This is a genomic window from Mesorhizobium sp. 113-3-9 (assembly GCF_016756515.1).
Classification (GTDB): Bacteria; Pseudomonadota; Alphaproteobacteria; order Rhizobiales; family Rhizobiaceae; genus Mesorhizobium.
Genome location: NZ_AP023246.1, coordinates 3,787,891 through 3,811,456, shown reverse-complemented (window position 1 = coordinate 3,811,456; position 23,566 = coordinate 3,787,891). Strand labels below are relative to the sequence as shown.

29 protein-coding genes and 1 other RNA gene are annotated in these 23,566 nt (G+C 63.5%); 12 read left to right on the top strand and 18 right to left on the bottom strand.

Going from position 1 to position 23,566, the window contains the following annotated elements:
* Positions 1-80 precede the first annotated feature (80 nt).
* Positions 81-1,046 (bottom strand): tRNA (adenosine(37)-N6)-dimethylallyltransferase MiaA, encoded by a 966-nt coding sequence (gene miaA, locus MesoLj_RS18485; protein ID WP_202321637.1) that lies wholly within the window; start codon positions 1,044-1,046, stop codon positions 81-83.
* On the opposite strand from miaA, the gene serB reads away from it, so the two are divergent.
* On the top strand, positions 1,036-1,923 hold the full coding sequence (gene serB, locus MesoLj_RS18480) for a phosphoserine phosphatase SerB (RefSeq protein ID WP_202321635.1): 888 nt from the start codon (positions 1,036-1,038) through the stop codon (positions 1,921-1,923). The two genes, miaA and serB, sit on opposite strands and share 11 nt — an antisense overlap.
* Positions 1,920-2,492 (top strand): GNAT family N-acetyltransferase, encoded by a 573-nt coding sequence (locus MesoLj_RS18475; protein ID WP_202321633.1) that lies wholly within the window; start codon positions 1,920-1,922, stop codon positions 2,490-2,492. The genes serB and MesoLj_RS18475 overlap by 4 nt, the downstream gene beginning before the upstream one ends.
* 34 nt (positions 2,493-2,526) lie before the next feature.
* On the opposite strand, the gene MesoLj_RS18470 is transcribed toward MesoLj_RS18475, so the two are convergent.
* The 6 genes from MesoLj_RS18470 to MesoLj_RS18445 all read right to left on the bottom strand — a co-directional run bounded on the left by MesoLj_RS18470 (position 2,527) and on the right by MesoLj_RS18445 (position 8,178).
* Positions 2,527-4,041: a DegQ family serine endoprotease gene (locus tag MesoLj_RS18470; protein ID WP_140775864.1), complete on the bottom strand. Its 1,515-nt coding sequence runs from the start codon at positions 4,039-4,041 to the stop codon at positions 2,527-2,529.
* 150 nt (positions 4,042-4,191) lie between these two features.
* The gene (locus tag MesoLj_RS18465; RefSeq protein ID WP_202321631.1) at positions 4,192-4,380 is read right to left on the bottom strand and encodes a DUF2065 domain-containing protein; all 189 of its coding nucleotides are present in this window, start codon (positions 4,378-4,380) and stop codon (positions 4,192-4,194) included.
* A 3-nt stretch (positions 4,381-4,383) separates the two neighbouring features.
* On the bottom strand, positions 4,384-5,355 hold the full coding sequence (gene hflC / locus MesoLj_RS18460) for a protease modulator HflC (protein WP_202321629.1): 972 nt from the start codon (positions 5,353-5,355) through the stop codon (positions 4,384-4,386).
* The gene (hflK, locus tag MesoLj_RS18455; RefSeq protein ID WP_140775862.1) at positions 5,355-6,470 is read right to left on the bottom strand and encodes an FtsH protease activity modulator HflK; all 1,116 of its coding nucleotides are present in this window, start codon (positions 6,468-6,470) and stop codon (positions 5,355-5,357) included. The genes hflC and hflK overlap by 1 nt, the downstream gene beginning before the upstream one ends.
* 170 nt (positions 6,471-6,640) lie before the next feature.
* A complete protein-coding gene (locus MesoLj_RS18450) occupies positions 6,641-7,159 on the bottom strand; it encodes a dihydrofolate reductase (RefSeq protein WP_140775861.1) in 519 nt (172 codons plus the stop codon).
* Complete coding sequence (locus MesoLj_RS18445; protein WP_140775860.1) at positions 7,159-8,178, bottom strand: DUF4424 domain-containing protein; 1,020 nt, start codon at positions 8,176-8,178, stop codon at positions 7,159-7,161. The genes MesoLj_RS18450 and MesoLj_RS18445 overlap by 1 nt, the downstream gene beginning before the upstream one ends.
* A 187-nt stretch (positions 8,179-8,365) precedes the next feature.
* On the opposite strand from MesoLj_RS18445, the gene cobF reads away from it, so the two are divergent.
* Positions 8,366-9,142 carry a precorrin-6A synthase (deacetylating) gene (gene cobF, locus MesoLj_RS18440; RefSeq protein WP_202321627.1) on the top strand — a complete coding sequence of 259 codons (777 nt, stop codon included), beginning with the start codon at positions 8,366-8,368 and terminating at the stop codon, positions 9,140-9,142.
* A 162-nt stretch (positions 9,143-9,304) separates the two neighbouring features.
* Here the strand turns inward: cobF and MesoLj_RS18435 are convergent, their stop codons facing one another.
* The 4 genes from MesoLj_RS18435 to modA all read right to left on the bottom strand — a co-directional run bounded on the left by MesoLj_RS18435 (position 9,305) and on the right by modA (position 12,356).
* Positions 9,305-9,646 carry a winged helix-turn-helix domain-containing protein gene (locus MesoLj_RS18435; protein WP_140775858.1) on the bottom strand — a complete coding sequence of 114 codons (342 nt, stop codon included), beginning with the start codon at positions 9,644-9,646 and terminating at the stop codon, positions 9,305-9,307.
* A gap of 81 nt (positions 9,647-9,727) precedes the next feature.
* Positions 9,728-10,840, bottom strand: coding sequence for a molybdenum ABC transporter ATP-binding protein (gene modC, locus MesoLj_RS18430; RefSeq protein WP_202321625.1), 1,113 nt, complete (start codon positions 10,838-10,840; stop codon positions 9,728-9,730).
* Entirely contained in the window at positions 10,837-11,541 is a 705-nt protein-coding gene (modB, locus tag MesoLj_RS18425; protein WP_202321623.1) for a molybdate ABC transporter permease subunit, read from the bottom strand. The genes modC and modB overlap by 4 nt, the downstream gene beginning before the upstream one ends.
* A gap of 20 nt (positions 11,542-11,561) precedes the next feature.
* A complete protein-coding gene (modA, locus tag MesoLj_RS18420) occupies positions 11,562-12,356 on the bottom strand; it encodes a molybdate ABC transporter substrate-binding protein (RefSeq protein ID WP_140775856.1) in 795 nt (264 codons plus the stop codon).
* 210 nt (positions 12,357-12,566) lie between these two features.
* Here modA and MesoLj_RS18415 point away from each other — a divergent pair, with 210 nt between their 5' ends.
* Complete coding sequence (locus MesoLj_RS18415) at positions 12,567-12,776, top strand: TOBE domain-containing protein (RefSeq protein WP_056573106.1); 210 nt, start codon at positions 12,567-12,569, stop codon at positions 12,774-12,776.
* Between the two features lie 17 nt (positions 12,777-12,793).
* Entirely contained in the window at positions 12,794-13,285 is a 492-nt protein-coding gene (gene tsaA, locus MesoLj_RS18410) for a tRNA (N6-threonylcarbamoyladenosine(37)-N6)-methyltransferase TrmO (protein ID WP_202321621.1), read from the top strand.
* Positions 13,286-13,299: 14 nt separating this feature from the next.
* On the opposite strand, the gene MesoLj_RS18405 is transcribed toward tsaA, so the two are convergent.
* On the bottom strand, positions 13,300-14,094 hold the full coding sequence (locus MesoLj_RS18405; RefSeq protein WP_140775949.1) for a thymidylate synthase: 795 nt from the start codon (positions 14,092-14,094) through the stop codon (positions 13,300-13,302).
* 177 nt (positions 14,095-14,271) lie between these two features.
* On the bottom strand, positions 14,272-14,583 hold the full coding sequence (locus MesoLj_RS18400) for a DUF2853 family protein (RefSeq protein WP_056573114.1): 312 nt from the start codon (positions 14,581-14,583) through the stop codon (positions 14,272-14,274).
* 168 nt (positions 14,584-14,751) lie between these two features.
* Here MesoLj_RS18400 and ssrA point away from each other — a divergent pair.
* Together ssrA and MesoLj_RS18390 are read left to right on the top strand one after the other, a co-directional pair.
* Positions 14,752-15,112: a transfer-messenger RNA gene (gene ssrA, locus MesoLj_RS18395) on the top strand.
* Positions 15,113-15,231: 119 nt separating this feature from the next.
* Positions 15,232-15,783: an AAA family ATPase gene (locus tag MesoLj_RS18390; protein ID WP_202327090.1), complete on the top strand. Its 552-nt coding sequence runs from the start codon at positions 15,232-15,234 to the stop codon at positions 15,781-15,783.
* Between the two features lie 320 nt (positions 15,784-16,103).
* Here the strand turns inward: MesoLj_RS18390 and MesoLj_RS18385 are convergent, their stop codons facing one another.
* The 4 genes from MesoLj_RS18385 to MesoLj_RS18370 all read right to left on the bottom strand — a co-directional run bounded on the left by MesoLj_RS18385 (position 16,104) and on the right by MesoLj_RS18370 (position 19,181).
* Complete coding sequence (locus tag MesoLj_RS18385) at positions 16,104-16,811, bottom strand: GIN domain-containing protein (RefSeq protein ID WP_202327087.1); 708 nt, start codon at positions 16,809-16,811, stop codon at positions 16,104-16,106.
* A 43-nt stretch (positions 16,812-16,854) separates the two neighbouring features.
* On the bottom strand, positions 16,855-17,421 hold the full coding sequence (locus MesoLj_RS18380) for a DUF1700 domain-containing protein (protein ID WP_202327084.1): 567 nt from the start codon (positions 17,419-17,421) through the stop codon (positions 16,855-16,857).
* Positions 17,418-17,744, bottom strand: coding sequence for a PadR family transcriptional regulator (locus tag MesoLj_RS18375; protein ID WP_202327082.1), 327 nt, complete (start codon positions 17,742-17,744; stop codon positions 17,418-17,420). Before MesoLj_RS18375 ends, MesoLj_RS18380 begins: the two co-directional genes overlap by 4 nt.
* Before the next feature lie 231 nt (positions 17,745-17,975).
* Entirely contained in the window at positions 17,976-19,181 is a 1,206-nt protein-coding gene (locus MesoLj_RS18370) for a multidrug effflux MFS transporter (protein ID WP_202327080.1), read from the bottom strand.
* Positions 19,182-19,348: 167 nt separating this feature from the next.
* On the opposite strand from MesoLj_RS18370, the gene MesoLj_RS18365 reads away from it, so the two are divergent.
* From MesoLj_RS18365 to MesoLj_RS18350, 4 genes are all read left to right on the top strand, one after another.
* Complete coding sequence (locus tag MesoLj_RS18365) at positions 19,349-20,038, top strand: TetR/AcrR family transcriptional regulator (protein WP_202327078.1); 690 nt, start codon at positions 19,349-19,351, stop codon at positions 20,036-20,038.
* 146 nt (positions 20,039-20,184) lie between these two features.
* On the top strand, positions 20,185-20,721 hold the full coding sequence (locus MesoLj_RS18360) for an SspB family protein (RefSeq protein WP_056573125.1): 537 nt from the start codon (positions 20,185-20,187) through the stop codon (positions 20,719-20,721).
* 17 nt (positions 20,722-20,738) lie between these two features.
* Positions 20,739-20,933 (top strand): DUF4169 family protein, encoded by a 195-nt coding sequence (locus tag MesoLj_RS18355; RefSeq protein ID WP_202327075.1) that lies wholly within the window; start codon positions 20,739-20,741, stop codon positions 20,931-20,933.
* Between the two features lie 10 nt (positions 20,934-20,943).
* Positions 20,944-21,168 (top strand): ribbon-helix-helix domain-containing protein, encoded by a 225-nt coding sequence (locus tag MesoLj_RS18350; RefSeq protein WP_202327073.1) that lies wholly within the window; start codon positions 20,944-20,946, stop codon positions 21,166-21,168.
* A 1-nt stretch (position 21,169) separates the two neighbouring features.
* Here MesoLj_RS18350 and MesoLj_RS18345 read toward each other — a convergent pair whose 3' ends face one another.
* Complete coding sequence (locus MesoLj_RS18345; RefSeq protein WP_202327071.1) at positions 21,170-22,972, bottom strand: chloride channel protein; 1,803 nt, start codon at positions 22,970-22,972, stop codon at positions 21,170-21,172.
* 141 nt (positions 22,973-23,113) lie between these two features.
* Here MesoLj_RS18345 and MesoLj_RS18340 point away from each other — a divergent pair, with 141 nt between their 5' ends.
* Positions 23,114-23,560: a MarR family winged helix-turn-helix transcriptional regulator gene (locus tag MesoLj_RS18340; protein WP_202327069.1), complete on the top strand. Its 447-nt coding sequence runs from the start codon at positions 23,114-23,116 to the stop codon at positions 23,558-23,560.
* Positions 23,561-23,566: the final 6 nt, after the last annotated feature.

Below are 23,566 nucleotides of genomic sequence, written 5' to 3'. Positions count from 1 at the left end.
TCGACCTTATGGCACGGACCGCCTTACGGAGCGTTAACTCCGACAACCTCGACGGGAACCTTTCCCTCAAGGTCAACTTTTTAAGTTGCATTAGCAACAAGCGTTTGGATCGTGGTTTCGAGATCGTCATCCCAGCGCAATCTTTGCCATTCCGGCCCCAGCTGGTGTCGAAACCAGGTCGCTTGCCGCTTGGCATATTGCCGGGTCGCGATCTTGGCGCGCTCGATCGCCTCGGGAAAGCTGGATAGGCCGGCCATCGCGGCTTGCAGTTCGCGAACGCCGATCGCCTTCATCGCCGGCAGGTCCGGATCGAGGTGAAGGGCCGCAAGTTGCCTGACCTCCTCCAGCGCGCCCTTGTCCAGCATCTGGTCGAAGCGCCTTTCGATGCGATCGACCAGCGCGGCCCGGTCCGGCTCGATGACCAGGAAACGCGCCGTCTGTCTGTCGATGAGTGGTCGGCCGCGCTCTGCCTGCCACTCCAGGATCGACCGGCCGGAGGCGTCGAGCACTTCGAGCGCCCGCACGATGCGCTGGCTGTCGGTTGGCTTGAGCTGCATGGCGGCTCTCGAATCCTCGCGCAGCAGCAGCCCGTGCAGCTTGACCGCGCCTTGCTCTTTCAGCTCATAGCGCCAGCGGTCACGGATGCGCGGCGGAATATCGGGCATTTCCGAAATGCCCTCGGCCAGCGCGCGAAAATAGAGGCCCGTGCCACCGACGAAGACCGGCCGCCGCGACAGCGTTCCGTCGTCGATGAGTTTCATCACGTCGCGCAGCCACGCGCCGGTCGAATAGGCCGTATCGGGACGGACATGGCCGTAGAGAAAATGCGGCACCCGTGCGAGGTCGGCCGGCTGCGGCCTGGCGGTCAGCACGTCGAGAACCGAATAGCCTTGCATGGAATCGGTGTTGATGATGACGCCGCCTGTGCGTTCGGCCAGGTCGAGCGCCAGCGCCGACTTGCCGCTGGCGGTCGGCCCGGCTATCAGGATCGCATTCTTCACGCGGCCTTCGCCCGCATCCGCGCCGGAATTCTCGATGCCGCTCATTGCCACGCTTGTTTCCCGTCCCGCTGACCGCGCTCTGTCGCGGTCGCTTGCGAATATGGCCTCGCGGACGGTGGGCGCAAGCACCGTTGTCTGGCTGGCCGAAGGCATTGCCTGCGATATTGCCTTGCCGCAAGAGGCTGACATCGCCGGGATCACCGACGCCCTGCGCGCCGCATTGGCCGCTGAACCGGTCGACGTGATCGTCCAGCAGGCGGAAACGCGTCGCAAGAAAATCCTCATCGCCGACATGGATTCGACCATGATCGACCAGGAATGCATCGACGAACTGGCCGACGAGATCGGCGTCAAGGATCGCGTTGCCACAATTACCGCGCGGTCGATGAACGGCGAGATTGCCTTCGAACCGGCTCTGCGCGAACGCGTCGCGCTGTTGAAGGGGCTCGATGCCGCCGTCGTCGATCGCATCGTCGCCAACCGGCTGACATTGGCCTCGGGCGGCCGCGAACTGGTCCAGACCATGCGCGCCAACGGCGCCTGGGCAGCGCTGGTCTCGGGCGGCTTCGAGGTCTTCACCACACGCATCGCGGCGATGCTCGGCTTTCAGGAAAACCGCGCCAACCGCCTGCTCGAACAGGATGGACACTTCACCGGCCTGGTCGGTGAGCCGATCCTCGGTCGCGCCGCCAAGGCCGACGCGCTGCTCGAAATTTCGGCGCGCCTTGGACTGACACCCGCCGACGCCATCGCCGTCGGTGACGGAGCCAACGATCTCGACATGATCCGCCTCGCCGGCACCGGCGTGGCGCTCCATGCCAAGCCTACAGTGGCGGCGCAGGCGAAGGTGCGCATCGACCATGGCGACCTGACCGCACTGCTCTATTTGCAGGGCTATCGCCAGGAAGAATTTGCGCAATGAAACCAATGCGTACCGAGCGGCTGATCCTGCGCAACTGGGAAGAGCGCGACCGCGAGCTTTTCCATCGCATCAATTCCGACGAGCGCGTCATGGAATTCTTCCCGTTCCGTCGCGACCGCGCCGCCGCCGACGCCAAGATGGACGAGGTCCGCGCATGGATCGATGAGGACGGCTATGGCTTCGCCGCGGCCGAAATTGCCGCCACGGGCGCGTGCATCGGCTTTGTCGGACTATCAGGAACCGAGGACATGGACGTCCTGCCGGCCGGCACGATCGAGATCGGCTGGCGGCTGGCCCCGGAATTCTGGGGCAAGGGCTATGTCACCGAGGCCGCCGAGGCATGGCTTGCCTACGGTTTCGAGACGCTTGACGTTGACGAAATCGTCTCCTTCGCCGTCGCGGAAAACCACCGCTCGACCGCCGTCATGAAACGCCTCGGCATGACGGCCGATCCGTCGGCCGACTTCGATCATCCCGGCATTCCCGACAGCCATCCCGCGCTCAAGCGGCATGTGCTCTACCGGCTCTCTCGCGAGGGTTGGCAGGCAAGAAAAAAGGCGGCTCGTTAGCCGCGTTTTTTTTGAAAGATGGCGGATTGAAAACTCAATCCATCCGGATCGTCACGAAACGCAACTCACCTGTCTTCGACGCCAGCATCAGAAGCGCGTTCTTGCGGCCCTGCTCCTTCAGCGCGCCGATCCGGTCCATCACGTCCTTGGGCGTGGCGACCGATTCCTGCGCGATCTCGGTGATCACTTCGCCCGGTTGGATGCCCCGCTCGGCGGCGGCCGAGTCCTTGGCCACGTCCGTGATGACGACGCCGGAGACATCGGCGGCGATGCTGAACTTCTTGCGCGTCTCGTCATTGAGCTCGCCCACGGTCATGCCGAGCACCGAGGCGGTCGAAACGGCCGGAGCCTTGTCGCCCTTGTCCTTGTCGGTGTTGCCATTCTCGCCGCTGGCGAGCTTCTCGCCATCCTCAAGCCGGCCGAGCGTCACCTTCACCGTCTGCTCGACGCCCTTGCGCACGATCAGCACGTCGACTGCCTTGCCGACAGGGCTTTCGGCAACGACGCGCGGCAGGTCGCGCATCTCATGGATGTCCTTGCCGTCGAACTTGATGATGACGTCGCCGGCCTGGATGGTGCCGTTGTCGACAGGTCCGCCCTTGATGACGCCGGCCACCAGCGCCCCCTTGGCGGTCGCCATGCCGAGGCTCTCGGCGATGTCGTCCGTCACTGGCTGGATACGCACGCCGAGCCAGCCGCGCCGCGTCTCGCCAAACTGGCGCAACTGGTCGACGACGCCCGAGGCGAGCTGCGAGGGGATGGAGAAGCCGATGCCGATCGAGCCGCCGGAGGGCGAAATGATCGCCGTGTTGATGCCGATGACCTCGCCGGCGCTGTTGAACAGCGGCCCGCCGGAATTGCCACGGTTGATTGCCGCATCGGTCTGGATGAAATCGTCATAGGGGCCGGAATTGATGTCGCGGTTGCGCGCCGAGACGATGCCGACCGTGACCGTGCCGCCAAGGCCGAACGGATTGCCGATCGCCATCACCCAGTCGCCGACGCGCATCTTGGTGGAATCGCCGAACTTCACCGCGGTGAGCTTGTGGCCTTTCGGATCGACCTTGAGCACCGCGACGTCGGTCTTGGTGTCGGTGCCGACCAGCGTTGCCTTCAGCGTCACGCCATCGGAGAAATTGACCTCGATGTCGTCGGCGTCCGCGATCACGTGGTTGTTGGTGACGACGATGCCTTGCTCGGCGTCGATGACGAAACCGGATCCCAGCGACTGCACCTTCTGCGCGCCATTATCCTTGTCGCCGCCGCGGTTCTTGAAGAAATCGTCGAAGAAGTCCTGGAAGGGCGAGCCTTCCGGAAGCTGCGGCATCGGCACGGCGCCCGGCCCTTCCGTGCCCTTCACCGTCTGCGAGGTCGAGATGTTGACCACCGCGCCGAGCAGGCCTTCCGCGAGGTCGGCCACCGAAGCAGGCCCGTCGGCCGCGAAGGTCGGCGTCACGAAGGACGGTACGGCGACAGTGCCGACAAGAAGTGCCGCCGTGCCGGCTATGAATGTCCGCCGTGCTGCGCGCAAAAGGAGTGTTGATGTCATCGAGAAGCCTCCCGGTATTTCTGAAAGAGAAAGCGCAACGGCAAAAACACCGCGTTGCGCCATGTTGGCAAAAAATACGGCACGTTTGCGGCTACGACCAGCGTCAGAGGATAAATCCTCCGTTTTGCCGAAGACGAAAACCGGTGGTTCTCATCCGCCCCGCACCAGCCAGACGACGCCGACCCCGATGGCGATGGCGACCAGCCCCGCGATCCGCAATGCGTTCTCCGGCATCGACAGCACCTCGCCCGCGAGCTTCCTCGCGAAACCGGGAAAGCCGCCATAGACCAGGCCCTCTATGACAAGGACCAGGCCTATCGCCGCGAAGAAGTCCTGCACCGGCTATTGCTGGCCGGTGCTGGGTTGTGTCGTCGGCGCGGCGGGTGCCGTCGCCGGTGCGGCCGGTGCCGGCGGCGTCTGTTTCGCCGGCCCTTCCTTGCCGTCGGGATCGCGGAAGTAGCGGAAGAACTCCGAGCTCGGCGACAGCACCATGGTCGTCCCGGTGTTGTCCAGCGCCGTGCCATAGGCGTTCATCGACCGGTAGAAATCGAAGAAGGCCGGGTCGCGCTGATAGGCTTGCGCGAAGGTGGCGCTGCGCTGGGCCTCGCCCTCGCCGCGCAGGATCTCGGACTCCTTTTGCGCTTCGGCAACGATCTCGACCACTTCACGATCGGCCCGTGCCGTGATGCGCTGTGCCGCTTCGTTGCCGCGTGCCCTGAGCCGCGCAGCCTCCGCCAAGCGCTCCGCCTTCATGCGGTCGTAGGTTTGCTGTGAAACCTCGGCCGTAAGATCGGTCCGGCGGATGCGGACATCCTCGATCTGCAGTCCGAGCGACGTGGCGTCGGGCCTGAGCTGATCGCGGACTTCGCGCATCATCACGGCGCGCTCTTCCGAGAGCGCCGCCTCGAAGTCACGCAGGCCGTAGACACGGCGCAAGGCAGCGTCGAGACGGGTCCTCAGCCGCGCTTCGGCCAGTTCGATCTGGCCGGACACCGCGGCACGGAAGATGCGCGGATCGGAGATGCGATAGGCGATAAAGGCATCGACCTCGTAGAACTTGCCGCCCGAAACCTGGACGCGGATGTTGTCGAGGTCGAAGCGCAGCACCCGGTTCTCGATCAGTTGCACCGTATCGGCGTCGAAGAACGAGAACGGCGCCTTGAAGTAGATGCCAGGCTCGCTCTTGACGTCGACGATCTCGCCGAACCTCAGGACGATAGCCTGCTGCTTCGCATTGACCACGAAGACCGAGGAATAGATGAGGAACAGGATGACCGCCGCGATGACGACGAAGATGGGAAGACGGTTGGCCATCACTGGTTACCTCCCGTGTTCGCACCCAAGGCGGCTGGTGCCGGCGCTTTCGGCTGCAATGCCGGCAGCGGCAGATAGGGGACGACCCCTTGCCCGTTGCCTTGTTCGACGATGACCTTGCTCGAGTCCTTCAGAACCTTCTCCATCGTTTCCAGATAAAGCCGCTTGCGGGTCACATCTGGCGCCTTGGCATATTCGTCATAGACCGAGATGAAGCGCTGCGCTTCACCTTCCGCCTCCTGAACGACGCGGTTCTTGTAGGCGGCCGCGTCCTCGCGGATCTGCGCCGCCGCGCCCCGCGCGCCGCCGAGCTTCTGGTTGGAATACTGGTTGGCCTGCTCGACGAACTTGTCCTCGTCCTGCTCGGCGCGCTGCACTTCGTCGAAGGCATCGGCCACTTCGCGCGGCGGCGCCGCGTCCTCGATCGAGATGGCATTGACCTGCAGGCCGGCCTTGTAGCCGTCGAGCGTGGTCTGGATGATCTCGCGCACCGAGGCAGCGATACCCTGGCGGTCGTCGCGGAAGATGTCCTGCGCCGGCCTGCGGCCGACGGCTTCGCGCATGGCGCTTTCGGCGACCTGCCGCAGCATGCCGTCAGGATCGGAAACGTCGAACAGATAGGCGCGGGGATCGGAGACCTGGTAGGCCACCGAAAACTGCACGTTGACGATGTTCTGGTCGCCGGAAAGCATCAGGCCGTTGCCGCTTGTATTGCCGCCGCCAATGTCCACGAGCTGCTCGGAAATCTTCGCCGTTTCAACGGTTTCGAGGGGCCACCAATGGAAATGGAGGCCGGGCTGTGACAGTTCGGCCTTTGGCTTGCCGAAGCGCAGTTCGACCGCGACCTCGTCGGGCTGCACGGTGTAAATCGCCTGGAACGCCCACAGCACGACAAGCGCTGCCGCGACAAGCGCGAAAATAGCCGGACTGGCACCGCCGCCACCGGGCAACGCGCGACGCAGCCGATCCTGGCCCCGGCGGATGATGTCTTCGAGGTCGGGAGGCGAGCCTTGCGGGCCGCTCGGCCCCTTTGGCCCCTGCCCCCAGGGTCCCTGATTGTTACCGCCGCCGCCCCACGGGCCGCCGCCTCCGCCACTCTTGTCGTTCCAGGGCATGAATGTCCTTTCGCTTGGAATTCCCTCAAGCGCCGGAGTTACGGCGCAAATCCAGTGTTGTTCTTCTATAGGGACGCCACGGCGCGCTTTCAACGCGATGCGCCGCCGACATCATCCCTTTTGGCCCGGTAGCGACCCTTTGTCGTCCCTCAATGCACGTTTTTTATCTATCAAAGTATCTGGCGAAGGCGCTCGTAAACCGAATAGCGCGTTGCGTGGCTGTCCTTTTCTCCAGCCGGAACCTCCTGCGCACTGACCATGCGCCATATCTCAGGGTCGATCGGCGGAAAATGCGCATCGCCATCGACGCTGGCCAGCACATGGGTGACGTGCAGCCGGTCGGCCAGCGGCAGCGCCTGGGCATAGATCTCCCCGCCGCCGATGACGCAGACCTCGTCCACGCCGGCCATGCAGCGCCCGCGCACCGTTGCCAGCTGAATCGCGGCTTCCAGCGTATGCGCCACCTCGATGCCCTCGGCGCGCCAGGTCTTGTCGCGCGTGACGACGATGTTCAGCCTGCCCGGCAGCGGACGGCCGATGCCTTCATAGGTCTTGCGGCCCATGATAATGGGCTTGCCCATCGTGTCGGCCTTGAACCGCTTGAGATCGGTGGAGAGCCGCCAAGGCAACCCGCCGTCCCGCCCGATCACGCCGTTCTCGGCAATGGCGACATAGATAGCGACATGCATCAGTTCGCGTCCCCGCCATTGTTGTTCGACGGTTCGAGCAGCAGGATATCGATGTCGTGCTCCGGGTAGAAATCATCCGCCGTCATCTGGAAGGTCGTCGGCCCGACCTTTTTTACGTTGTCGCCGCAGAACGAGACCAGGGCTTTCGCATTGCCCTTGTCGATGGTCAGCTTGAACTTGCCGATGGTGCCCGCCGCCCAGTTGCCGCCCGTGGTCAGGATATAGGCGATGCGGCTTTCGTAATATTTCGGATAACCGTCCGGATTGTCCTTCGCCGCCTTGCGCACCGCGTTCTCGAACGTGCCGTCCAGGCAGTAGCGGGTCTTGTAGGCGGCGTATGCGCCCTGGAACTGGCCGTCACTGAAGAAGCTGACCGATGACGTGGCGCCGACGCTGGGCTTGTAGCGGTGAGAGACACGCACGTCCTTGTTGGCCGGAAAGGTCGAGCGCCACCAATAGGTCGAGCGCAATTGCCAGAAGGGTGCATAGGACGGGCTGGTGCCTGGGTCGCTGTCGCCTTCCGGATCCTCGATGATGATGCCGCGGTCAACCCAGTCGTCTGCCACCGCCTTCGGCAACTTCGCCAGTGCCGCCTTGGCCGCGTCACCGAACGGGTTGAACGGCACATTCTGCGCCTTCAGGTCGGCACTGATGTCGATGCCGAGCGCGAACACCTTCTGCTCGAGTTGCGGCTTTGCCGCGACACCGTCGATAGTCACCTCGAAGCCGAGGAAATTGTCGCTCTGGTTCTCAGGAATCGCCGGCATCTCATTGGGATCGCCCGAAATGTCCGGCATCGGGAAGGCGACGATCGAATCGACATCCCTATCGGTGTTGTTGTGGAAGACGTAGTCGACCGTCACCTTCTCGGGCGAGATGAAGAGATCCTCGCTTTGCATCGCGACCGCGTCGCTGCGCGACAGGATCAGACCGCCGGTGCCGAGTTCGGCAACAGAGTCGTTGGCCAAGGCAGGCACAGCGGAAAGCGCAAGCGCCGCAGTTAGAACATATCGCAACATCGAAGCCCCCTCGGCAAGAATGCCCTGATGACCCTAGCCGTTTCAATGCGGCGTTTCAAAGCCCTTCCGCTCGCATGGGCACACGACAGCGTCTTGGCATGCGGCCCAGGGCCGGACACGCAGTAGCGCTCTGGACACGCAGTGGCGGTCTGGACACGCAGGTTGCGATCAGGCAGGAGTTCGCCTCATGCGCAAGCTTCTCGTCATCGGCATCGGCGCCGGCAATCCCGACCACATGACCGTGCAGGCCATATCAGGCCTGAACCGCGCCGACGTGCTGTTCATCCCCGACAAGGGCGCGAAAAAGAACGACCTCGCCGACCTGCGGCGCGAGATCTGCGACCGCTTCGTCACCAACCCGAAATCCCGCCGGGTCGAGTTCGACGTGCCGGTGCGCGCCGAACCGACATCCTCCTACCGCTCGACCGTCGACGACTGGCACGAAGCCATCGCCGCCATCTACGAAAGCCTGATCCGCGATGAACTTGCGGACGACGGCTGCGGCGCCTTCCTGATCTGGGGCGATCCTTCGCTTTACGACAGCGCGCTGCGCATCCTCGAGCGGGTGCGCCTGAGAGACAATGTGGCCTTCGAACTGGAGGTCGTCCCCGGCATCACCGCAATCCAGGCGCTTGCCGCCAGTCACAAGACAGCGCTGAACCGCATCGGCGATTCCATCCTGGTCACCACTGGCCGACGGCTGACCGAGGAAGGCTTGCCTGCCAATGCAGGCTCGGCAGTCGTCATGCTCGATGGCAAATGCGCCTTTAACACGCTTACCGACAAGGATGTCTTCATCCAGTGGGGTGCCTATCTCGGCACGCCTGACGAAATCATTCTTTCAGGCCGCCTCAGCGATGTCGGCGCCGAAATTGAAAAGGTCCGCGAGGAAGCCCGTCGGAAAAAGGGCTGGATCATGGACACCTACCTCCTGCGCAAGGCGGGTGAACCGGAAGAGAATTAATCCCTTTTCTCAGCGCCAACGCTGAGATCGGCTCGAAACTCGCCCTGACGAGGTGAATAGCGTGAATTTCGAGAACCGGAGCGGAGCGGACATTAAGTCCGAGAGCACCGGAAGCGCAGAAAATCGCGCTAGTCGCCCGTCGGGTAGAGTTTCCAGTCGATCTCAACCCGCGTCGATCTCCGCCTGCAGTGCATCCATATGCGTCGCCGCCGCGGCCGTCGCCGCGCGCTCGATGGCGCGGAACCGGCTGACCACGGCCAGGCCGATGGCAGTCAGCTGCGCGCCGCCCCCCTTGCGGCCGCCGGTCTGCGCCGAAACCAGCGGCTTGCCGAACACCCGGTTCATGTCCTCGACCAGATCCCAGGCGTGCTTGTAGGACATCTCCATGCCGCGCGCGGCGGCCGAGATCGAACCGAAGGTGGCGATATGCTCCAGGAGCTCGATCTTGCCCGGACCGATCCGCCCGTCAGGATCGAGATTTATCCGCAAGCTCAGCGATGGCATTTTTGCTCCTCCTCGCTCACGCCAGATCCCCATAGTAGAAGGTCTTCAGCGATACCGCTATTCCAAAAAGACATAGCGCACTCATCCATCCGCCTCGGCGGGCAGGCCGGCCCCAGTATTCGCCCGGTCGAAGCTCACCGTCTTGACCACCGCGAAAACCTTGCCGCCAAGCCGCAGTTTCAGCGCCTGCCGCGACTGTTCGGTGATGCGGGCAAGCACGGTCGCGCCATGGCAATCGATGCCGACTTCGACCGTCGGCCCCTCGCCCGGGCTGATCGCGACGATCGTGCCGGGCAGGATGTTGAGCGCGCTGAGGCCTGTCGGTTTCTCCGTCGCGATCATCACATCGCGGGCACGAATGCGGACACGCACGGGAGCCCCTGTCTTCATCGCAAGGCGCGGCACGCGGATTTCGCCGGCGGCCGAGCCGAGCACGGTCATGCCGAACACCTCGTCGTGACGCAGCACCTTCGTGTCCAGCACGGCGCCACCCTCGCCACGCTCTTCCGCTGGCAACAGGTCGAGCCTTTGCATGACGGCCTCGGTCGGACCACTGGCGACGACCTTGCCTTGCGCCAGCATCACCACGTCGCTAGCCAGCCGCGCCACCTCGGCGACCGAATGGCTGACATAGACGATCGGGATTTTCGTCTCGTCGCGCAGCCGCTCGATATAGGGCAGGATCTCGGCCTTGCGCCCCTCGTCGAGCGAGGCCAGCGGCTCGTCCATCAGTAGCAATCCGGGGCTGGCCAGCAGCGCCCGGCCGATCGCCACACGCTGCTTCTCGCCGCCCGACAGCTTTGCCGGGCGCCGCCCGAGCAGCGGGCCGATGCCGAGCAGGTCGACGACGCCATCCATGTCGGCATAGCGCTCCTTTGCCGGCGTGAACCAGCGGCCGTAACGCAGATTGCTGGCCACGCTCATATGCGGGAACAGGCGCGCATCCTGAAACACCATGCCGATGCGGCGTTTGTGCTTCGGTACGAAAATCCCGGCATCTGTGTCGACCAGCACGCGGCCGTCGACCTCGATGCGGCCCTTGTCGGGCCGGATCAGCCCGGCGATCATGTTGATGAGCGTGGTCTTGCCCGAACCGGACGGCCCGAACAGCGCTGTGAGCCGCCCTGCGCTCTCGAAACGGGCCTCGATGGCGAAATCGCCCAGCCGGTGGCCGATGTCGACGATGACGCTCATTCGATGTCCATCCGCCGCCCGACGCGCCGCGCCAGCACTTCCGAGGCGACCAGTGCCGCCATCGAGATGACGATCGAGATCAATGTCAGCCGCAATGCGCCCTCATCGCCGCCCGGCACCTGGGTGAAAGTGTAGATCGCCGAGGGCAGCGTCTGCGTCTCGCCAGGGATGTTGGAGACGAAGGTGATGGTCGCGCCGAATTCCCCCATTGCCTTGGCGAAGGCCAGGATGGAACCGGCGATCAGCCCGGGCAGGATCAGTGGCAGCGTGATGGTGCCAAACACCCACAAGGGATTGGCGCCAAGCGTGCCCGCCGCCGCCTCCATCTTGCGGTCCACCGCTTCGATCGACAGCCGGATCGCCCGCACCATCAGCGGAAATCCCATGACGCCGCAGGCAAGTGCCGCACCGGTCCAGCGAAACGAGAAGACAATGCCGAAATGCTCGGCCAGGAAGGCACCAGCCGGGCCGCGCTTGCCGAACGTCAAAAGCAGGAGATAGCCGGTCACCACGGGCGGCAGGATCAGCGGCAGGTGGACAACGCCGTTGAGCAGCGTCTTGCCCCAGAATTGTCCTCGGGCAAGCAGTAGCGCGATCAATATGCCGGGCGGCAGGCTGGCGAGCATCGCCACAGTCGCCACCTTGATGGATAGCCGGACCGCATTCCATTCGTCGGGAGTGAGGTCCAGCAGCCAGTTCATATTGCGATGTCAGACCCGTCTCAGTTGCTCGGCGTGAGCACGGTGAAGCCCTGTTCCTTGAAGAGCGCGCCGGCCTTGGCGGACTGCAGGCATTTCAGGAAAGCAGGCGTATCCTTGTCCTTTGAATCGGCGGTCTGGGCAACCGGATAGATGATCGGCGGATGCGAATCCTCCGGGAATGTGCCGACCACCTTGACGCCCTTTTCGGCATGCGCGTCGGTGGCGTAGACGATGCCGAGAGCGGCCTCCCCCGTTGAAACCAGCTTGAGTGCCGCGCGCACATTCTCGGCCTGCGCCACCTTGCCTTCGACCGAAGACCAGACGCCCAGCGATTCCAGTGCCGCCTTGCCGTACTTGCCGGCTGGCACCGCCTTGAAATCGCCCATGGCGAGCTTGCCGTCGCCGACCAGCTTGGCGAGGTCAAAACCCTTCTCGATCTTGGCGTCAACCGTCGAATCCTTCGGCGCCACCAGCACGATCTCGTTGCCGAGCAGCTTCACCTCGGTGTCCGGCTTGGTGAGCTTCTTGTCGGAGAGATATTTCATCCAGTCGAGATCGGCCGAGATGAAGACGTCGGCCGGTGCCCCCCCCTCGATCTGCTTGGCCAGTGCCGAACTCGCGGCATAGGAGACGGTAGCGGCCTCGCCGACATCAGCCTCACAGGCCTTGTTCACCGCATCGAGCGCGTCCTTGAGGCTGGCCGCCGCGAACACCACGACCTTGTCTTCCGCATGGGCGGCCGGCATCGCCGCCATCAGCGTCGCCGCAAAACCGCCAATGGCGATCGCCCTCAACCCGAAACCTTTGCGCGTCATCGAAAACTCTCCCTGGTTTGAAATCCGTGCGGCTCGCAGCCTGCCATCCGATATATCCGCATGAATATAACAAGGGAAGGCCCGGCGCCTTGCGAAAACGTCTGTGCGGCGTCGATTGTTCTGGTAAGACGATCAGGAAACCTAATGCATGTCGCCCAAAAGTGACCTCGGTCTTGGGAGAACGGCATGCATAAACCAAAGGAGAGCCCGATGAAGGTCAGCGCCCGCAACGTCCTCAAGGGGACGATCACCGAGATCGTCAAGGGAGCCACCACCTCGCATGTCAGGATCGATATCGGCGGCGGCGCCATCGTCACCGCCTCGATCACCAACGAAGCCGTCGCCGACCTCAAGCTCGAAAAGGGCAAGCAGGCCTATGCCGTGGTCAAGGCCTCGGACGTGATGGTCGGCATCGACTGAACCACTTGCGGCCAGACATGGTTCGCGAAAACGAGATCCGGCCGAGCGAGGTCGCGATCGAGGCACCGCCGGCGACCGACGCCGGACTGGTGTTCATCGGCGTCATCCGCACGCCCTGGGTTTCGCGTCTGGTCACGCCGCGACAGGGCCGTGACGACGGCCCTGTCTGCCGCATCGAAATCTTCGATCCCTGGCGGCAGGCCCTGGAGGGCGTCGAAAAATTCGAGCGGCTGGAAGTGCTCTACTGGCTGCATCTGTCGCGGCGCGACCTCGTCAAGCAGAGCCCGGCCAGCGACGGCACCTCGCGCGGAACATTCGCGCTGCGCTCGCCGGTCCGGCCCAATCCGATCGGCACCTCGATCGTCAGCCTTGTCCGCGTCGAGGGATCGGCACTGCTGGTACGCGGCATGGATTGCGTCGACGGCACGCCGCTGCTCGACCTCAAACCGGATCGCACGCTGTTCAAGCCGATCGCGCCGCCACAGGCGGGTGACTTCGAAATTGGCTAAGTCCTGCGAGCGGCTTAAACCGCGATCGGCGCCTTGATCGAGGCATCGGCGACATAGTTTTCCAACCGGAAGTCCTCGAAGCGGAAGGCGAACAGGTCTTTCACCTCTGGGTTGATCCACATCGTCGGCAGCGCTCTTGGCGTTCGCCGCAACTGCTCGCGCGCCTGTTCGAAATGGTTGGAGTAGAGATGCGCGTCACCCAGCGTATGGACGAAATCGCCCGGCTTCAGCCCGGTCACCTGCGCCACCATCAGCGTCAACAGCGCGTAGGACGCGATGTTGAACGGCACGCCGAGGAAGATATCGGCGGAGCGCTGGTAGAGTTGGCAGGAAAGCCGGCCCTCGGAGACATAGAACTGGAACAGGCAGTGGCACGGCGGCAGTGCCATGGCTTCCACCTCGGCGGGATTCCATGCCGAGACAATCAGCCGCCGCGATTGCGGATTGCGGCGTATCTCCTTGAGAAGATTCGCGATCTGGTCGATCGAGCCACCATGGCCATCCGGCCAGGAACGCCATTGCTTGCCATAGACGGGGCCAAGGTCGCCGTTCTCGTCGGCCCATTCGTCCCAGATCGTGACGCCATGCTCGGTCAGGTACTTGATGTTGGTGTCGCCAGCCAGGAACCACAGCAGTTCATGGATGATCGACTTCAGATGCAGCTTCTTTGTCGTGGTCACGGGAAAGCCGCGCGCCAGATCGAAACGCATCTGGTAGCCGAAGACGGAGCGCGTGCCAGTACCGGTGCGGTCGCCGCGATCGGCACCGTTTTCCAGCACATGCTGCAAGAGGTCGAGATATTGGCGCATCGGTTCCGGCTCGATTCGAGATTTCACCAATCATAGCGCATGTGCGCGCCGACGCCACGCCTGTCTGAAGTCTTCCCCACGCGGATGAGCAGCGGAGCCCTCTTCAGAACTCGCTCCGGCGAGCCGAAGCGCGCAAGACCGCGCTAATCGGCCGCCAAAGTGGAAGTATCAGATGTTTCAGAGCGAGCCGAGCTTGCCCAGATCCTTGGCCACCAGATAGTAGAAAGTCACCCGGCTCTTGGTATTGTCGGCGTGCATGGCCTTGCAGGTCTTCTCGATCGAGGCATCGGCTTTCGCGCCGTCGCTGATGCCGAGCTTCTTGGCGACCCAGCTCTCCTTGACGCGTTCAAGCTCCTTCGGGTCCGTGCAGGACACCAGCGAGGAGTCGCGGTTCCTGAGCGCAATGCCCAGATGCTTGACGATCTTTTCGACAATTTCAGCGCTGGCGCCCGCGTCGTACTTCTTCACGTCTGCAAGATAGTCGGCCATTAAAATTCCCCTCGTCGGCGCCACGGATCCGATCGATGAGGGCTGTGGCGCGCTTCGCAATCTGTGCGCTAGGTCGATAACTCCTCACCGCCCGCAAAGCTTCGGTTGAGACCGCGCCCAAGTCAACCCTTGCCGTCGCAATTTGACACAGGGACAAAGCCCCATTGCGGCCTTTCATTTCAGTCAAACGCCCCCTATATTCGTTTTGTCGGCTTGACCGACTATGGCGATAAATGGGCGATGAAATAAGCCGTTCGGACCCGGGGGCGGTACCCGGCGCCTCCACCAAAAGCCGCTGTTGACGACAGAGCGGTTTTTGCTGGGGGCGAAATAGGATCGACGAAGGTGTAAAGATCGTACTTTTGCCCGGCATTGTACCACCGTCATCGGGCTAAACTTATAGTTGCCAACGACAACTATGCGGAAGCTCGTCTCGCTGCTTAATGCAGTGCGAACGCTTCAAATCAAGCCCTAGGGGTTCGCACTTCTAGGCGGGGTTCGGAGGTACCTGGCAACAGAAACCTCCACTTCTCCCCCTCCTTCAATCCGAGTCATGCGCGACGGCAGCTTTTCGCCGTCCAGACTTCGCACGGCCCGTGGGCCGCGAAGCTGCCGCGTCGCGCGTGTCTGTTCCTCCATGGGCAAACAATGCAAAACGATTCCGATCGATTCTTCGTGCTGACCGGTGGTCCGGGCTCCGGCAAGACCACTTTGATCGAAGCCTTGCGCCGGGCAGGCTTTGCGACTTCAGTCGAGGCCGGACGCGGCATCATCCGCGACCAGGGCACCATTGGCGGATCCGCCCTACCCTGGGAGGATCGTGGATTGTTCGCCGAACTGATGCTGTCCTGGGAGATGCGCTCCTACCAGAACGCTATCGAACAGAAAGGACCGGTCTTCTTCGATCGCGGCGTGCCGGACACGCTTGGCTATCTCAGGCTGAGCGGCCTGCCCGTGGCAGAGCACGTCAGGACCGCCGCCAAGCGCTTCCGCTACAATCCGCGCGTCTTCATCGCTCCGCCCTGGCCTGATATCTTCGCGCAGGATGAGGAACGCAAGCAGACACCAGACGAGGCCGAGCGCACTTACCATGCGCTGGCCGGCGTCTATACGGAGCAGGGCTATGAATTGGTTCCGCTGCCTCTGGGGCCGGTCGAGACACGGCTGCGCTTCATACTGGCCGAGGCAGGATTGGCGTGAAAGGCCGGATAGTCCGGGCCTTCCATCGGTGGCAATTGCCTATTGCACCACCGTTTCAACTGCTTCATGGCCAGACCCGGACGTCTTTGCCCCCTGGTCTTCGTCCAGATACCGGCGAAAGAAGGCAAAACACATCGGCATTGAACGTCTTGTGGAAGGCAATGCGGTCGAAGCCGCCGGCACACGGCGACCACATGGCCGCGTCGATGGCCGGCCCCGCCGCATCCGCCGGAATCCGAATGAATTTCAGGCCGGCGGCATGAGTCGTCGTGGCCACCAGGCGTGCTACCGGCGCGGCTGCGCAAGCGCCTTACGACCGTTCAGGGCACGGTCTCGACCCTGCCGCTTCCGCTGACATGCGAATTGATCTTCGGGTTGCCGTGGACCTGCACGTTGCCGCTGCCCGACACGCGGATGTCAGCCTGGTTCTGCGGCGCAATATCGGCATTGCCGCTGCCGCTGATCTGGACGCTGGCGGTCTTGGCCGCGAGCTTGCCGAAATCGCCTGAACCCGAACCGGAGATGCGCAAGGACAGATCCTGCACATTGCCGCTGGCGCGCACATCGCCGCTGCCGCTGATGCGCAGATCGAGCGCCTCCTGGGCAAGAGCGGAAAGCTCGAGCTTGCCGCTGCCGCTCAACCGCCAACTGGGGACCGCTGGACCGGTAAGCTGGACGCTGACCGGCAGGCCGTCACAATCGAAACCGTCATCGAAGTCGAGCACATTGCCGGACAGGCGCACATGCGAAACAGCTTCGGGATCGCCGCTCACGACAGCCTGGGAAGGCGTGCCGGGCCGATAAGTCACCGTTGCCGGCAGCGCAATCTGGAATTCGCTGGAGATCGGTTCCCAGGCCAGCGTTACCGATCCGGGCTTGGTCCCGTCCCCGGAAGTGCGGCAACTGGAGGCAAAATTCCACCAACGGCCGCCTCTCCACTCGTTGCCGGCGATCGAATTGGCCAGCGACAGACAAATCACCGCCACGGCGAGCGACAGCACGACGGTCCAGGCAAGCGTCTTGTTCATGTTGCACCTGTTATTTCTGCGTGGCAGCGCGCCACGGGGTTGATCAGGGCTGGCGTGGTTTGACCAGGCGGTAGTGCAGGCGCGCATAATCCCCCAGCAGCCTGACCCCGACATTGAGGCCAAGCAGCAGCAGCGAGCCCAATCCGATGCTGGCGGCGGCAAGGCCGACAGCGGCCAGCAGGCGTGCGAACGCCGTGGCCCACGAAGCGAAATGCCAGAACGGCACGACGCTCAACAGCAGTCCGATGCTGGTGACGCCCAGCGCCAGGACCGCAATGCCGAGACCGAGCGCAACGACGCAGAAGACGATGAGAACCGGCAGCAGCAGAAGGATGTCGAAGGCGGCGAGCCCGGTCAGCGCGAGCAGCGCGGCGGCAACGCCGGCCGGACCACGATCATGCTCCCAGCGGCGGATCCCTGCTTCCGCCCTCAGCTCCCGCCCCAGCCGCGCCGGATCGCCGAGTGCCTTGGCGACATCCTCTTCGCTCCGTCCCGAGGCCCGCGCCTCGTCGAAATGGGCACCGTAGTCGGCGACGATTTCGTCGATTTCGCCCGCGGGCATTCCGGCCAGGCTGTTGCGCAGGGAAACCAAGAAAGCATCGCGGTTCATTCCATCTCTCCCAGGAAAAGGTCGACGGCATCGACAAAGCTCCGCCACTCTCTGCTGCGCGCTTCGTAGGCGGTCCTGCCGGCCGCGGTGAGCCGGTAGTATTTGCGGGAGGGGCCGCTCGTCGATTCGACGAGCCATGTCGCGACAAGCCCATCGCTCTGCATGCGCCGCATCAGCGGATAGATCGTCCCTTCCCCCATGCCGACACGCTCGGCCAGCGTGCTGGCGATCTCATAGGCGTAGCTTTCCCGCCGGGCGAGCAAGGCAAGCACGCACAGTTCGAGCGCTCCCTTTTTCAGCTGGACGTCATTTGGATCGGTCATCGTCCGTTCCCGGCAAGTCCAGTACACTCTATTGGAAGGTACCTGTTTATGCAAGATACTCACTTAAACGTGGTACCCATTTGATCACAAGGTCGTTCGAAGCCCGGATTTCATGAGGCGTTGCGGAGAGATACGCAGCTCGGAACATGGCCGTGCTTGTGCCGGCCGCCATGGGCCACGCAATAAAAAAGGCCGGGAAACCCGGCCTTTTCATGTGCTTGCAAGTGGTGCCTATTCCGCTGGCGCCTCGACTGCCTCGCGCGAGCGGCCGAGTGTGACCTTGGCCAGCGTGAAGGAAATCACCGCGCACAGCGTGATGCCGGCGACCATCGGCAGCGGCGTGCCGTCGAAGAACACACCGGCGACGCCCATGGCGAGTGCGCCGATGGCGAAGTGCAGCGTGCCCATCAGCGCCGAGGCCGTGCCGGCGATCTCGCCATGCTCTTCCATGGCCAGCACCGAAGTGGTCGGGATGACCAGGCCGAGGAAGCCGTAACCGACGAACAGCAGTGCCGCCATCACATCGAGCCGGTCGATACCCGTCGCCATCACCGCGAACAGCACCACCATCGTCGAGGCATAGCCGGTCACCGCGACGCGCACCACGCGCCGCAGCCCAAAACGCTCGGCCAGCACTCCCGTCAATTGCGACATGCCGATGAAGGCGACCGCATTGATCGAGAAGAACACGCTGTAGACCGAAGGCGACAGCCCGTAATGGTCGATCAGGATGAAGGACGAGCTCGACAGATAGACGAAGAAGCTCGCAATGCCGAAGCCGGCGATCGCCACCAGGCCAAGGAAATTGCGGTCCCCCATCAGGAAGCGGTAGCCGGCAAGTGCGGTTCCGAAGGAAGAACCGACGCGTTCTTCCGCCGGCCGCGTCTCCTTGAGCGAGGTCGCGAGCAGGATGGTGGCAAGGGCCGCCGCGCCGGTCACCGTCCAGAATACGGCGCGCCAGCCGAAATTCTCGATGATCTGGCTGCCGGTCAGCGGCGCCAGGATCGGCGACACCGAAAACACCAGCATCAGCAAGGACATCAGCTTGGCCGCCTCATTGCCTGTGTGCAGGTCGCGCACGATCGCGCGCGGCACGGCCATGCCGGCGCTGGCGCCAAGGCCCTGCAGGAACCGGAAGGCGATCAGCCACTCGATGGTCGGCGCCATTGCCGAACCGATGCCGCCGACCATGAACAGCGCAAGGCCGCCATAGAGCGGCAGCTTGCGGCCGACCATGTCGGAGATCGGACCGACGACGATCTGGCCGAAACCCATCGACAGAAAGAAGATCAGCAGGCTCATCTGCACGGCGGCCGTGCCGGCATGCAGATCCGCCCCGATCGACGGCAGAGCGGGGAGATACATGTCGATCGCGAACGGGCCGATGGCGGACAACAGGCCGAGCACGACCGCGATGCGGAGGAATTTGGGACTCATGATATTGGCTTCTTTCGAATCTGGCTGCCGCCGCCAAGCGACGTCTAACCCTAGGACGGTCCATCCCATGAGGTTCCGACACTTCTTCGGAGCGAAACCTCTTTGTATCTTGTCCACAAATTTAGACAGTCTTGTCTAAATCGTCAATCACCTCTATATAGATTTTCATGAGAGCGAGCGTTTCTCCTGACACTTTCCCGCCACGCGGCCACGAGGCCAAGCGCCTGTCGATCGTCGACACCGCGGCGACCGTGTTCTGCCGCGAAGGCTTCGCCGGCGCCAATATCGACCTGATCGCCGCCGAGGCGGGCGTCTCGCGCCAGACCGTCTACAACCACCATGGCGACAAGGAAAAGCTCTTCATGGCCGTGGTGCGCGACCTCACCGAGCGCTGCAATGTCGGCATCTTCGCCACCATAGCCACCTTTCCCGACCAGCCAGGGGATCTCGAAGCCGACCTGATCGGCTTTGCCGTGCGCCTGAACCAGAACTGCATCTGCAACCGCGACGGAAAATTCCTGCGCAAGCTGATCCAGACCGAAGGTGAGCGCTATCCCGAACTGTTTGCCGAGTGGCGCGAGCAAGGCCCGGGCAGGACATGGCCGGCAATCGCCGCCCGCTTCGCCCGCCTCGCCTATGGCGGCCATCTCGTAATCGATGATCCCGACGTCGCGGCGCGCCAGTTCCTCGGCCTGGTCAATGCCGAACTGCAGACCACCTTCATGCTCGGCGGCACGCCGCGCGAGGATGAGGTGGTGCAATCGGCGACAAACGGCGTGCGCACCTTCCTGCGCGCTTTCGGCAAGCGCCCCACGGCGGCCAGCACGAAAAAGCACGCTACGCTGGCTAACGCATAACATTTGCGGTTGCCATGAAGCCGGCTTGCCGATCAAATCGTTGGCAATAGTCCTCGCTTCGACGCGGCGGTGATCTATATGCGGTTTACGCCGCGCTCAAGCTTGATTACAGCTATGCGGACGATTCAACGGAACCCGACCACCACATGGCCGACGACCACATCCGCTACGACATTCTGGCCCAGGAGGCGTTGCGCGGCGTCATGCGCAAGGTCCTGGCCGAGGTCGCACGCACCGGCCTTCCCGGCAACCACCACTTCTTCATCACCTTCCTGACCGGCGCGCCCGGCGTGCGCGTGTCGTCGCGGTTGCGCGAGCGCTATCCCGAGCAGATGACCATCGTCATCCAGTTCCAGTATTGGGACCTGAAGGTGACCGACACCGGCTTCGAGGTTGGCCTGTCCTTCTCCGACGTGCCGGAGAAACTGGAAATCCCGTTCTCTGCCGTGCGCGGCTTCTATGATCCCTCGGTCAATTTCGAACTCGAGTTCGACGTCAAGACCGACGCCCAGCCCGATGAGGAACCGGCCGCGCCCGCGCCCGAGCCGCTGACCATCGTCTCCGAGAAGAAGCCGAAGGCCGAGAAGAAAGCCGCCGCCGAAGCGGAGAAGAAGCCCGCCGCGGCTGAAGCCGGCACCAAGGGCGCCGAAGTGGTTTCGCTCGACGCCTTCCGCAAGAAATAGGCTCCCGGGCTCCCGCCATGGCCGACATCGTCAATCTCCGCCAGGCTCGCAAGCAGAGGGCGCGGGACGAGAAGCTGCGCGTCGCCGAACAGAACCGTGCCCTGCACGGTCGTTCCAAGGCGGACAAGCAACGCGATCGGCTGGTCGCCGACAAGGCCGAAAAATTTGTCGAAGGCCATCGCATCGAGCCGTCCGGCAAGGACGAGCAATGAGCGTTCGGCCGTGAGCGTCGTCGAAAAGCGCTCGGTGACCATTCGCGGCCATCGCACCAGCTATTCCCTCGAAAAACCGTTCTACGACGATCTCGTCGCGATCGCGGCACAGAGAAAGCTGACGCTCGCCGCACTCGTGGCCGAGGTCGACGAGAGCCGGCGCCGTGACACCAACCTGTCCTCGGCGCTGAGGCTGCATGTCCTGGAGTGGGCGAAGCGCGGAGCCAACGCCTAGCCTAGGTGCTCTCGACAGCGCCTGCCTTTTTCCCGCGCCTGGTGCCGAAGCCAAGCAAGGTCGAACGATCACGCTCCTCGGCCTGTTTTCTCGACCGCACGCGCATCAGATCCTTCCAGCCGACATAGCCGACCAGCTTTGCGTCCTCGCGCGAGACGACCGGCAGATGCGACACATTGGCCATCAACAGCTTGTCGGACAGACCTTCCAGATATTCGTCGGGAAAAGCCAGGGTCACCTTGCTTCCGGCGAGCAGCTCGCCGAGCGTCGTCGTCCTGTGCGTGCCGGCACGGCGCCAGCGCAGGATCGCCGGCGGATCGATGAGGCCGAGCACCTGCCCGTTCTCATCGATCACGGGAAAACTCGGATGGCGTGTCTCCGGCGCGGTCAGGAACGCCGCCGCGCCATGCAGCGTCATCGTCGCCGGCACGCTCTCGACCTGCGACGTCATCACCTCGCGCACCCTGGTCAGCGCGAATGGATCGACACGATATTCGCGCACGAGGTGGTGCCCTCGCCTGGCGATCTTCTCGGTTAGGATCGAACGCTTCATCAGGAGCACCGTCACGGCATGCGCCGCCGCACAGGCCGCGATCAGAGGCACCAGCACATGCGTGTTGCCGGTCAACTCGACGGCGAAGAACGTGGCCGTCAGCGGCGCGCGCATCGTACCACCCATCGTGGCGGCCATGGCCAGCAGCGCCCAGAAGCCCGGATCTGCCGCGGGCAGTATCCCGGCAAGCACCGCGCCCATTGCGCCACCCATGATCAGCAGTGGCGCCAGCACGCCGCCGGATGTTCCCGAGCCGAGCGCCACCGACCAGATGATCGCCTTGACCACAAGCAGGAGAAGCGCCGCGGCGGCGATCGTGCGGCCATCCAGCATGTCGGCGATGTTGTCGTAGCCGACGCCGAGTGCCCGTGGTTCGATCAAGCCGCCGATACCGACCACCAGGCCGCCGATCATCGGCCACCACATCCAGTGGATCGGCAGTTTCTGGAAGGCGTCCTCGCAGGCATAGACCATCTGGGTGAGCAGCCCCGACAACAGGCCGGCGCAGATGCCGACCAGAACCCAGCCGCCGAGCCCGGTGAACGACACCGCCATGCCGCCCTGGAACGGAAAGATCGGCCCGGGCAAATGCAGCACGGTGCGCTCTACCTCGGCCACGATGGCGGCCACCGCCACCGGAATGAAGCTGCGTGGCGTCCATTCGAACAGAAGCAGTTCCACCGCCAGCATGATCGCGGCTATCGGCGTGCCGAACACGGTGGTCATGCCCGCCGCCGCCCCGGCCACCAGCAGCGTCTTGCGCTCATTGTCAGTGACCGGCAGCATCTGCGCGATCAGCGAGCCGATCGCGCCGCCAGTCATGATGATCGGGCCCTCGGCGCCGAACGGTCCGCCGGAGCCGATCGAAATCGCCGACGATAACGGCTTCAGGATCGCAACCTTGGCATCGAGCTTCGAGCGCCCGAGCAGGATCGCCTCGATGGCCTCTGGAATGCCGTGGCCGCGGATCTTCTCGCTGCCATAGCGCGCCATCAGGCCGATGATCAGTGCACCTATCACCGGCACCACCACCGCGGCGTAACCGAGCGGCGTGTCCTGCAATTTCAGGTCGTCGAGCGTGAACTGGCCGAAGTAGGCGATGTTGGTGGCGAGCCGGATCAGTTTCAAAAGCACGATGCCGGCGAACAGCCCCGCCGTGGCGACCACCACGGCTATGGTGGCAATCGTCAAGACCCGCGCGTCGGTGGTGAAATCGCGCAAGTGACCGTTTTCGGAATGATGGGGCTTCATGGCTGGCTTTCTGGCGGCGGCCGGATCTCGGATATGCGGCACGGGCGAAGACGCCAGCCGGCTTTGTCGGCTCGCTATGTATCGTAACACGATATAAATTCAAGCCGGTTTGCATCAAAACCGTTTGAGCCTTTTGCCGGAATGGAACAAATGTCAGGAATGACGCAGCCGAAGAAACCTCGCCCCGCCATCAAACAGGCCGACTACCAGCGGCTGTCCGAATTCCGCTACCTGATCCGCCGCTTCCTCGAATTCAGCCAGTTGCAGGCGGAAGACGCCGGCCTGACGCCGCGCCAGCACCAGGCCCTGCTGGCGATCAAGGGATTTCCGGGCGGCGGACCGGTGACGGTCGGCGACCTGGCGGAGCGCCTGCGCATCCGCCATCACAGCGCGGTCGAACTGGTCAATCGCCTCAGCGAGGCGGGCCTGGTCGCACGGGATCAGGACAAGAATGACCACCGCCGTGTGCTGCTGCGGCTGACCGAGCGCGCCGACGATTGCCTGGCCGAACTGTCGGCGGCGCATCTCGACGAGCTTTCTCGCATCGAGCCCATGCTGCGGCGCCTGCTCGACCAGGGCCGCGAGTGACGCGCG

Coding starts and splice junctions, on each gene's coding strand:
- serB (WP_202321635.1), top strand. CDS start 1,036: ATGCCGCTCATTGCCACGCTTGTTTCCCGTCCCGCTGACCGCGCTCTG.
- miaA (WP_202321637.1), bottom strand. CDS start 1,046: ATGAGCGGCATCGAGAATTCCGGCGCGGATGCGGGCGAAGGCCGCGTG.
- MesoLj_RS18475 (WP_202321633.1), top strand. CDS start 1,920: ATGAAACCAATGCGTACCGAGCGGCTGATCCTGCGCAACTGGGAAGAG.
- MesoLj_RS18470 (WP_140775864.1), bottom strand. CDS start 4,041: ATGACATCAACACTCCTTTTGCGCGCAGCACGGCGGACATTCATAGCC.
- hflC (WP_202321629.1), bottom strand. CDS start 5,355: ATGGCCAACCGTCTTCCCATCTTCGTCGTCATCGCGGCGGTCATCCTG.
- hflK (WP_140775862.1), bottom strand. CDS start 6,470: ATGCCCTGGAACGACAAGAGTGGCGGAGGCGGCGGCCCGTGGGGCGGC.
- MesoLj_RS18450 (WP_140775861.1), bottom strand. CDS start 7,159: ATGCATGTCGCTATCTATGTCGCCATTGCCGAGAACGGCGTGATCGGG.
- MesoLj_RS18445 (WP_140775860.1), bottom strand. CDS start 8,178: ATGTTGCGATATGTTCTAACTGCGGCGCTTGCGCTTTCCGCTGTGCCT.
- cobF (WP_202321627.1), top strand. CDS start 8,366: ATGCGCAAGCTTCTCGTCATCGGCATCGGCGCCGGCAATCCCGACCAC.
- MesoLj_RS18435 (WP_140775858.1), bottom strand. CDS start 9,646: ATGCCATCGCTGAGCTTGCGGATAAATCTCGATCCTGACGGGCGGATC.
- modC (WP_202321625.1), bottom strand. CDS start 10,840: ATGAGCGTCATCGTCGACATCGGCCACCGGCTGGGCGATTTCGCCATC.
- modB (WP_202321623.1), bottom strand. CDS start 11,541: ATGAACTGGCTGCTGGACCTCACTCCCGACGAATGGAATGCGGTCCGG.
- modA (WP_140775856.1), bottom strand. CDS start 12,356: ATGACGCGCAAAGGTTTCGGGTTGAGGGCGATCGCCATTGGCGGTTTT.
- MesoLj_RS18415 (WP_056573106.1), top strand. CDS start 12,567: ATGAAGGTCAGCGCCCGCAACGTCCTCAAGGGGACGATCACCGAGATC.
- tsaA (WP_202321621.1), top strand. CDS start 12,794: ATGGTTCGCGAAAACGAGATCCGGCCGAGCGAGGTCGCGATCGAGGCA.
- MesoLj_RS18405 (WP_140775949.1), bottom strand. CDS start 14,094: ATGCGCCAATATCTCGACCTCTTGCAGCATGTGCTGGAAAACGGTGCC.
- MesoLj_RS18400 (WP_056573114.1), bottom strand. CDS start 14,583: ATGGCCGACTATCTTGCAGACGTGAAGAAGTACGACGCGGGCGCCAGC.
- MesoLj_RS18390 (WP_202327090.1), top strand. CDS start 15,232: ATGCAAAACGATTCCGATCGATTCTTCGTGCTGACCGGTGGTCCGGGC.
- MesoLj_RS18385 (WP_202327087.1), bottom strand. CDS start 16,811: ATGAACAAGACGCTTGCCTGGACCGTCGTGCTGTCGCTCGCCGTGGCG.
- MesoLj_RS18380 (WP_202327084.1), bottom strand. CDS start 17,421: ATGAACCGCGATGCTTTCTTGGTTTCCCTGCGCAACAGCCTGGCCGGA.
- MesoLj_RS18375 (WP_202327082.1), bottom strand. CDS start 17,744: ATGACCGATCCAAATGACGTCCAGCTGAAAAAGGGAGCGCTCGAACTG.
- MesoLj_RS18370 (WP_202327080.1), bottom strand. CDS start 19,181: ATGAGTCCCAAATTCCTCCGCATCGCGGTCGTGCTCGGCCTGTTGTCC.
- MesoLj_RS18365 (WP_202327078.1), top strand. CDS start 19,349: ATGAGAGCGAGCGTTTCTCCTGACACTTTCCCGCCACGCGGCCACGAG.
- MesoLj_RS18360 (WP_056573125.1), top strand. CDS start 20,185: ATGGCCGACGACCACATCCGCTACGACATTCTGGCCCAGGAGGCGTTG.
- MesoLj_RS18355 (WP_202327075.1), top strand. CDS start 20,739: ATGGCCGACATCGTCAATCTCCGCCAGGCTCGCAAGCAGAGGGCGCGG.
- MesoLj_RS18345 (WP_202327071.1), bottom strand. CDS start 22,972: ATGAAGCCCCATCATTCCGAAAACGGTCACTTGCGCGATTTCACCACC.
- MesoLj_RS18340 (WP_202327069.1), top strand. CDS start 23,114: ATGGAACAAATGTCAGGAATGACGCAGCCGAAGAAACCTCGCCCCGCC.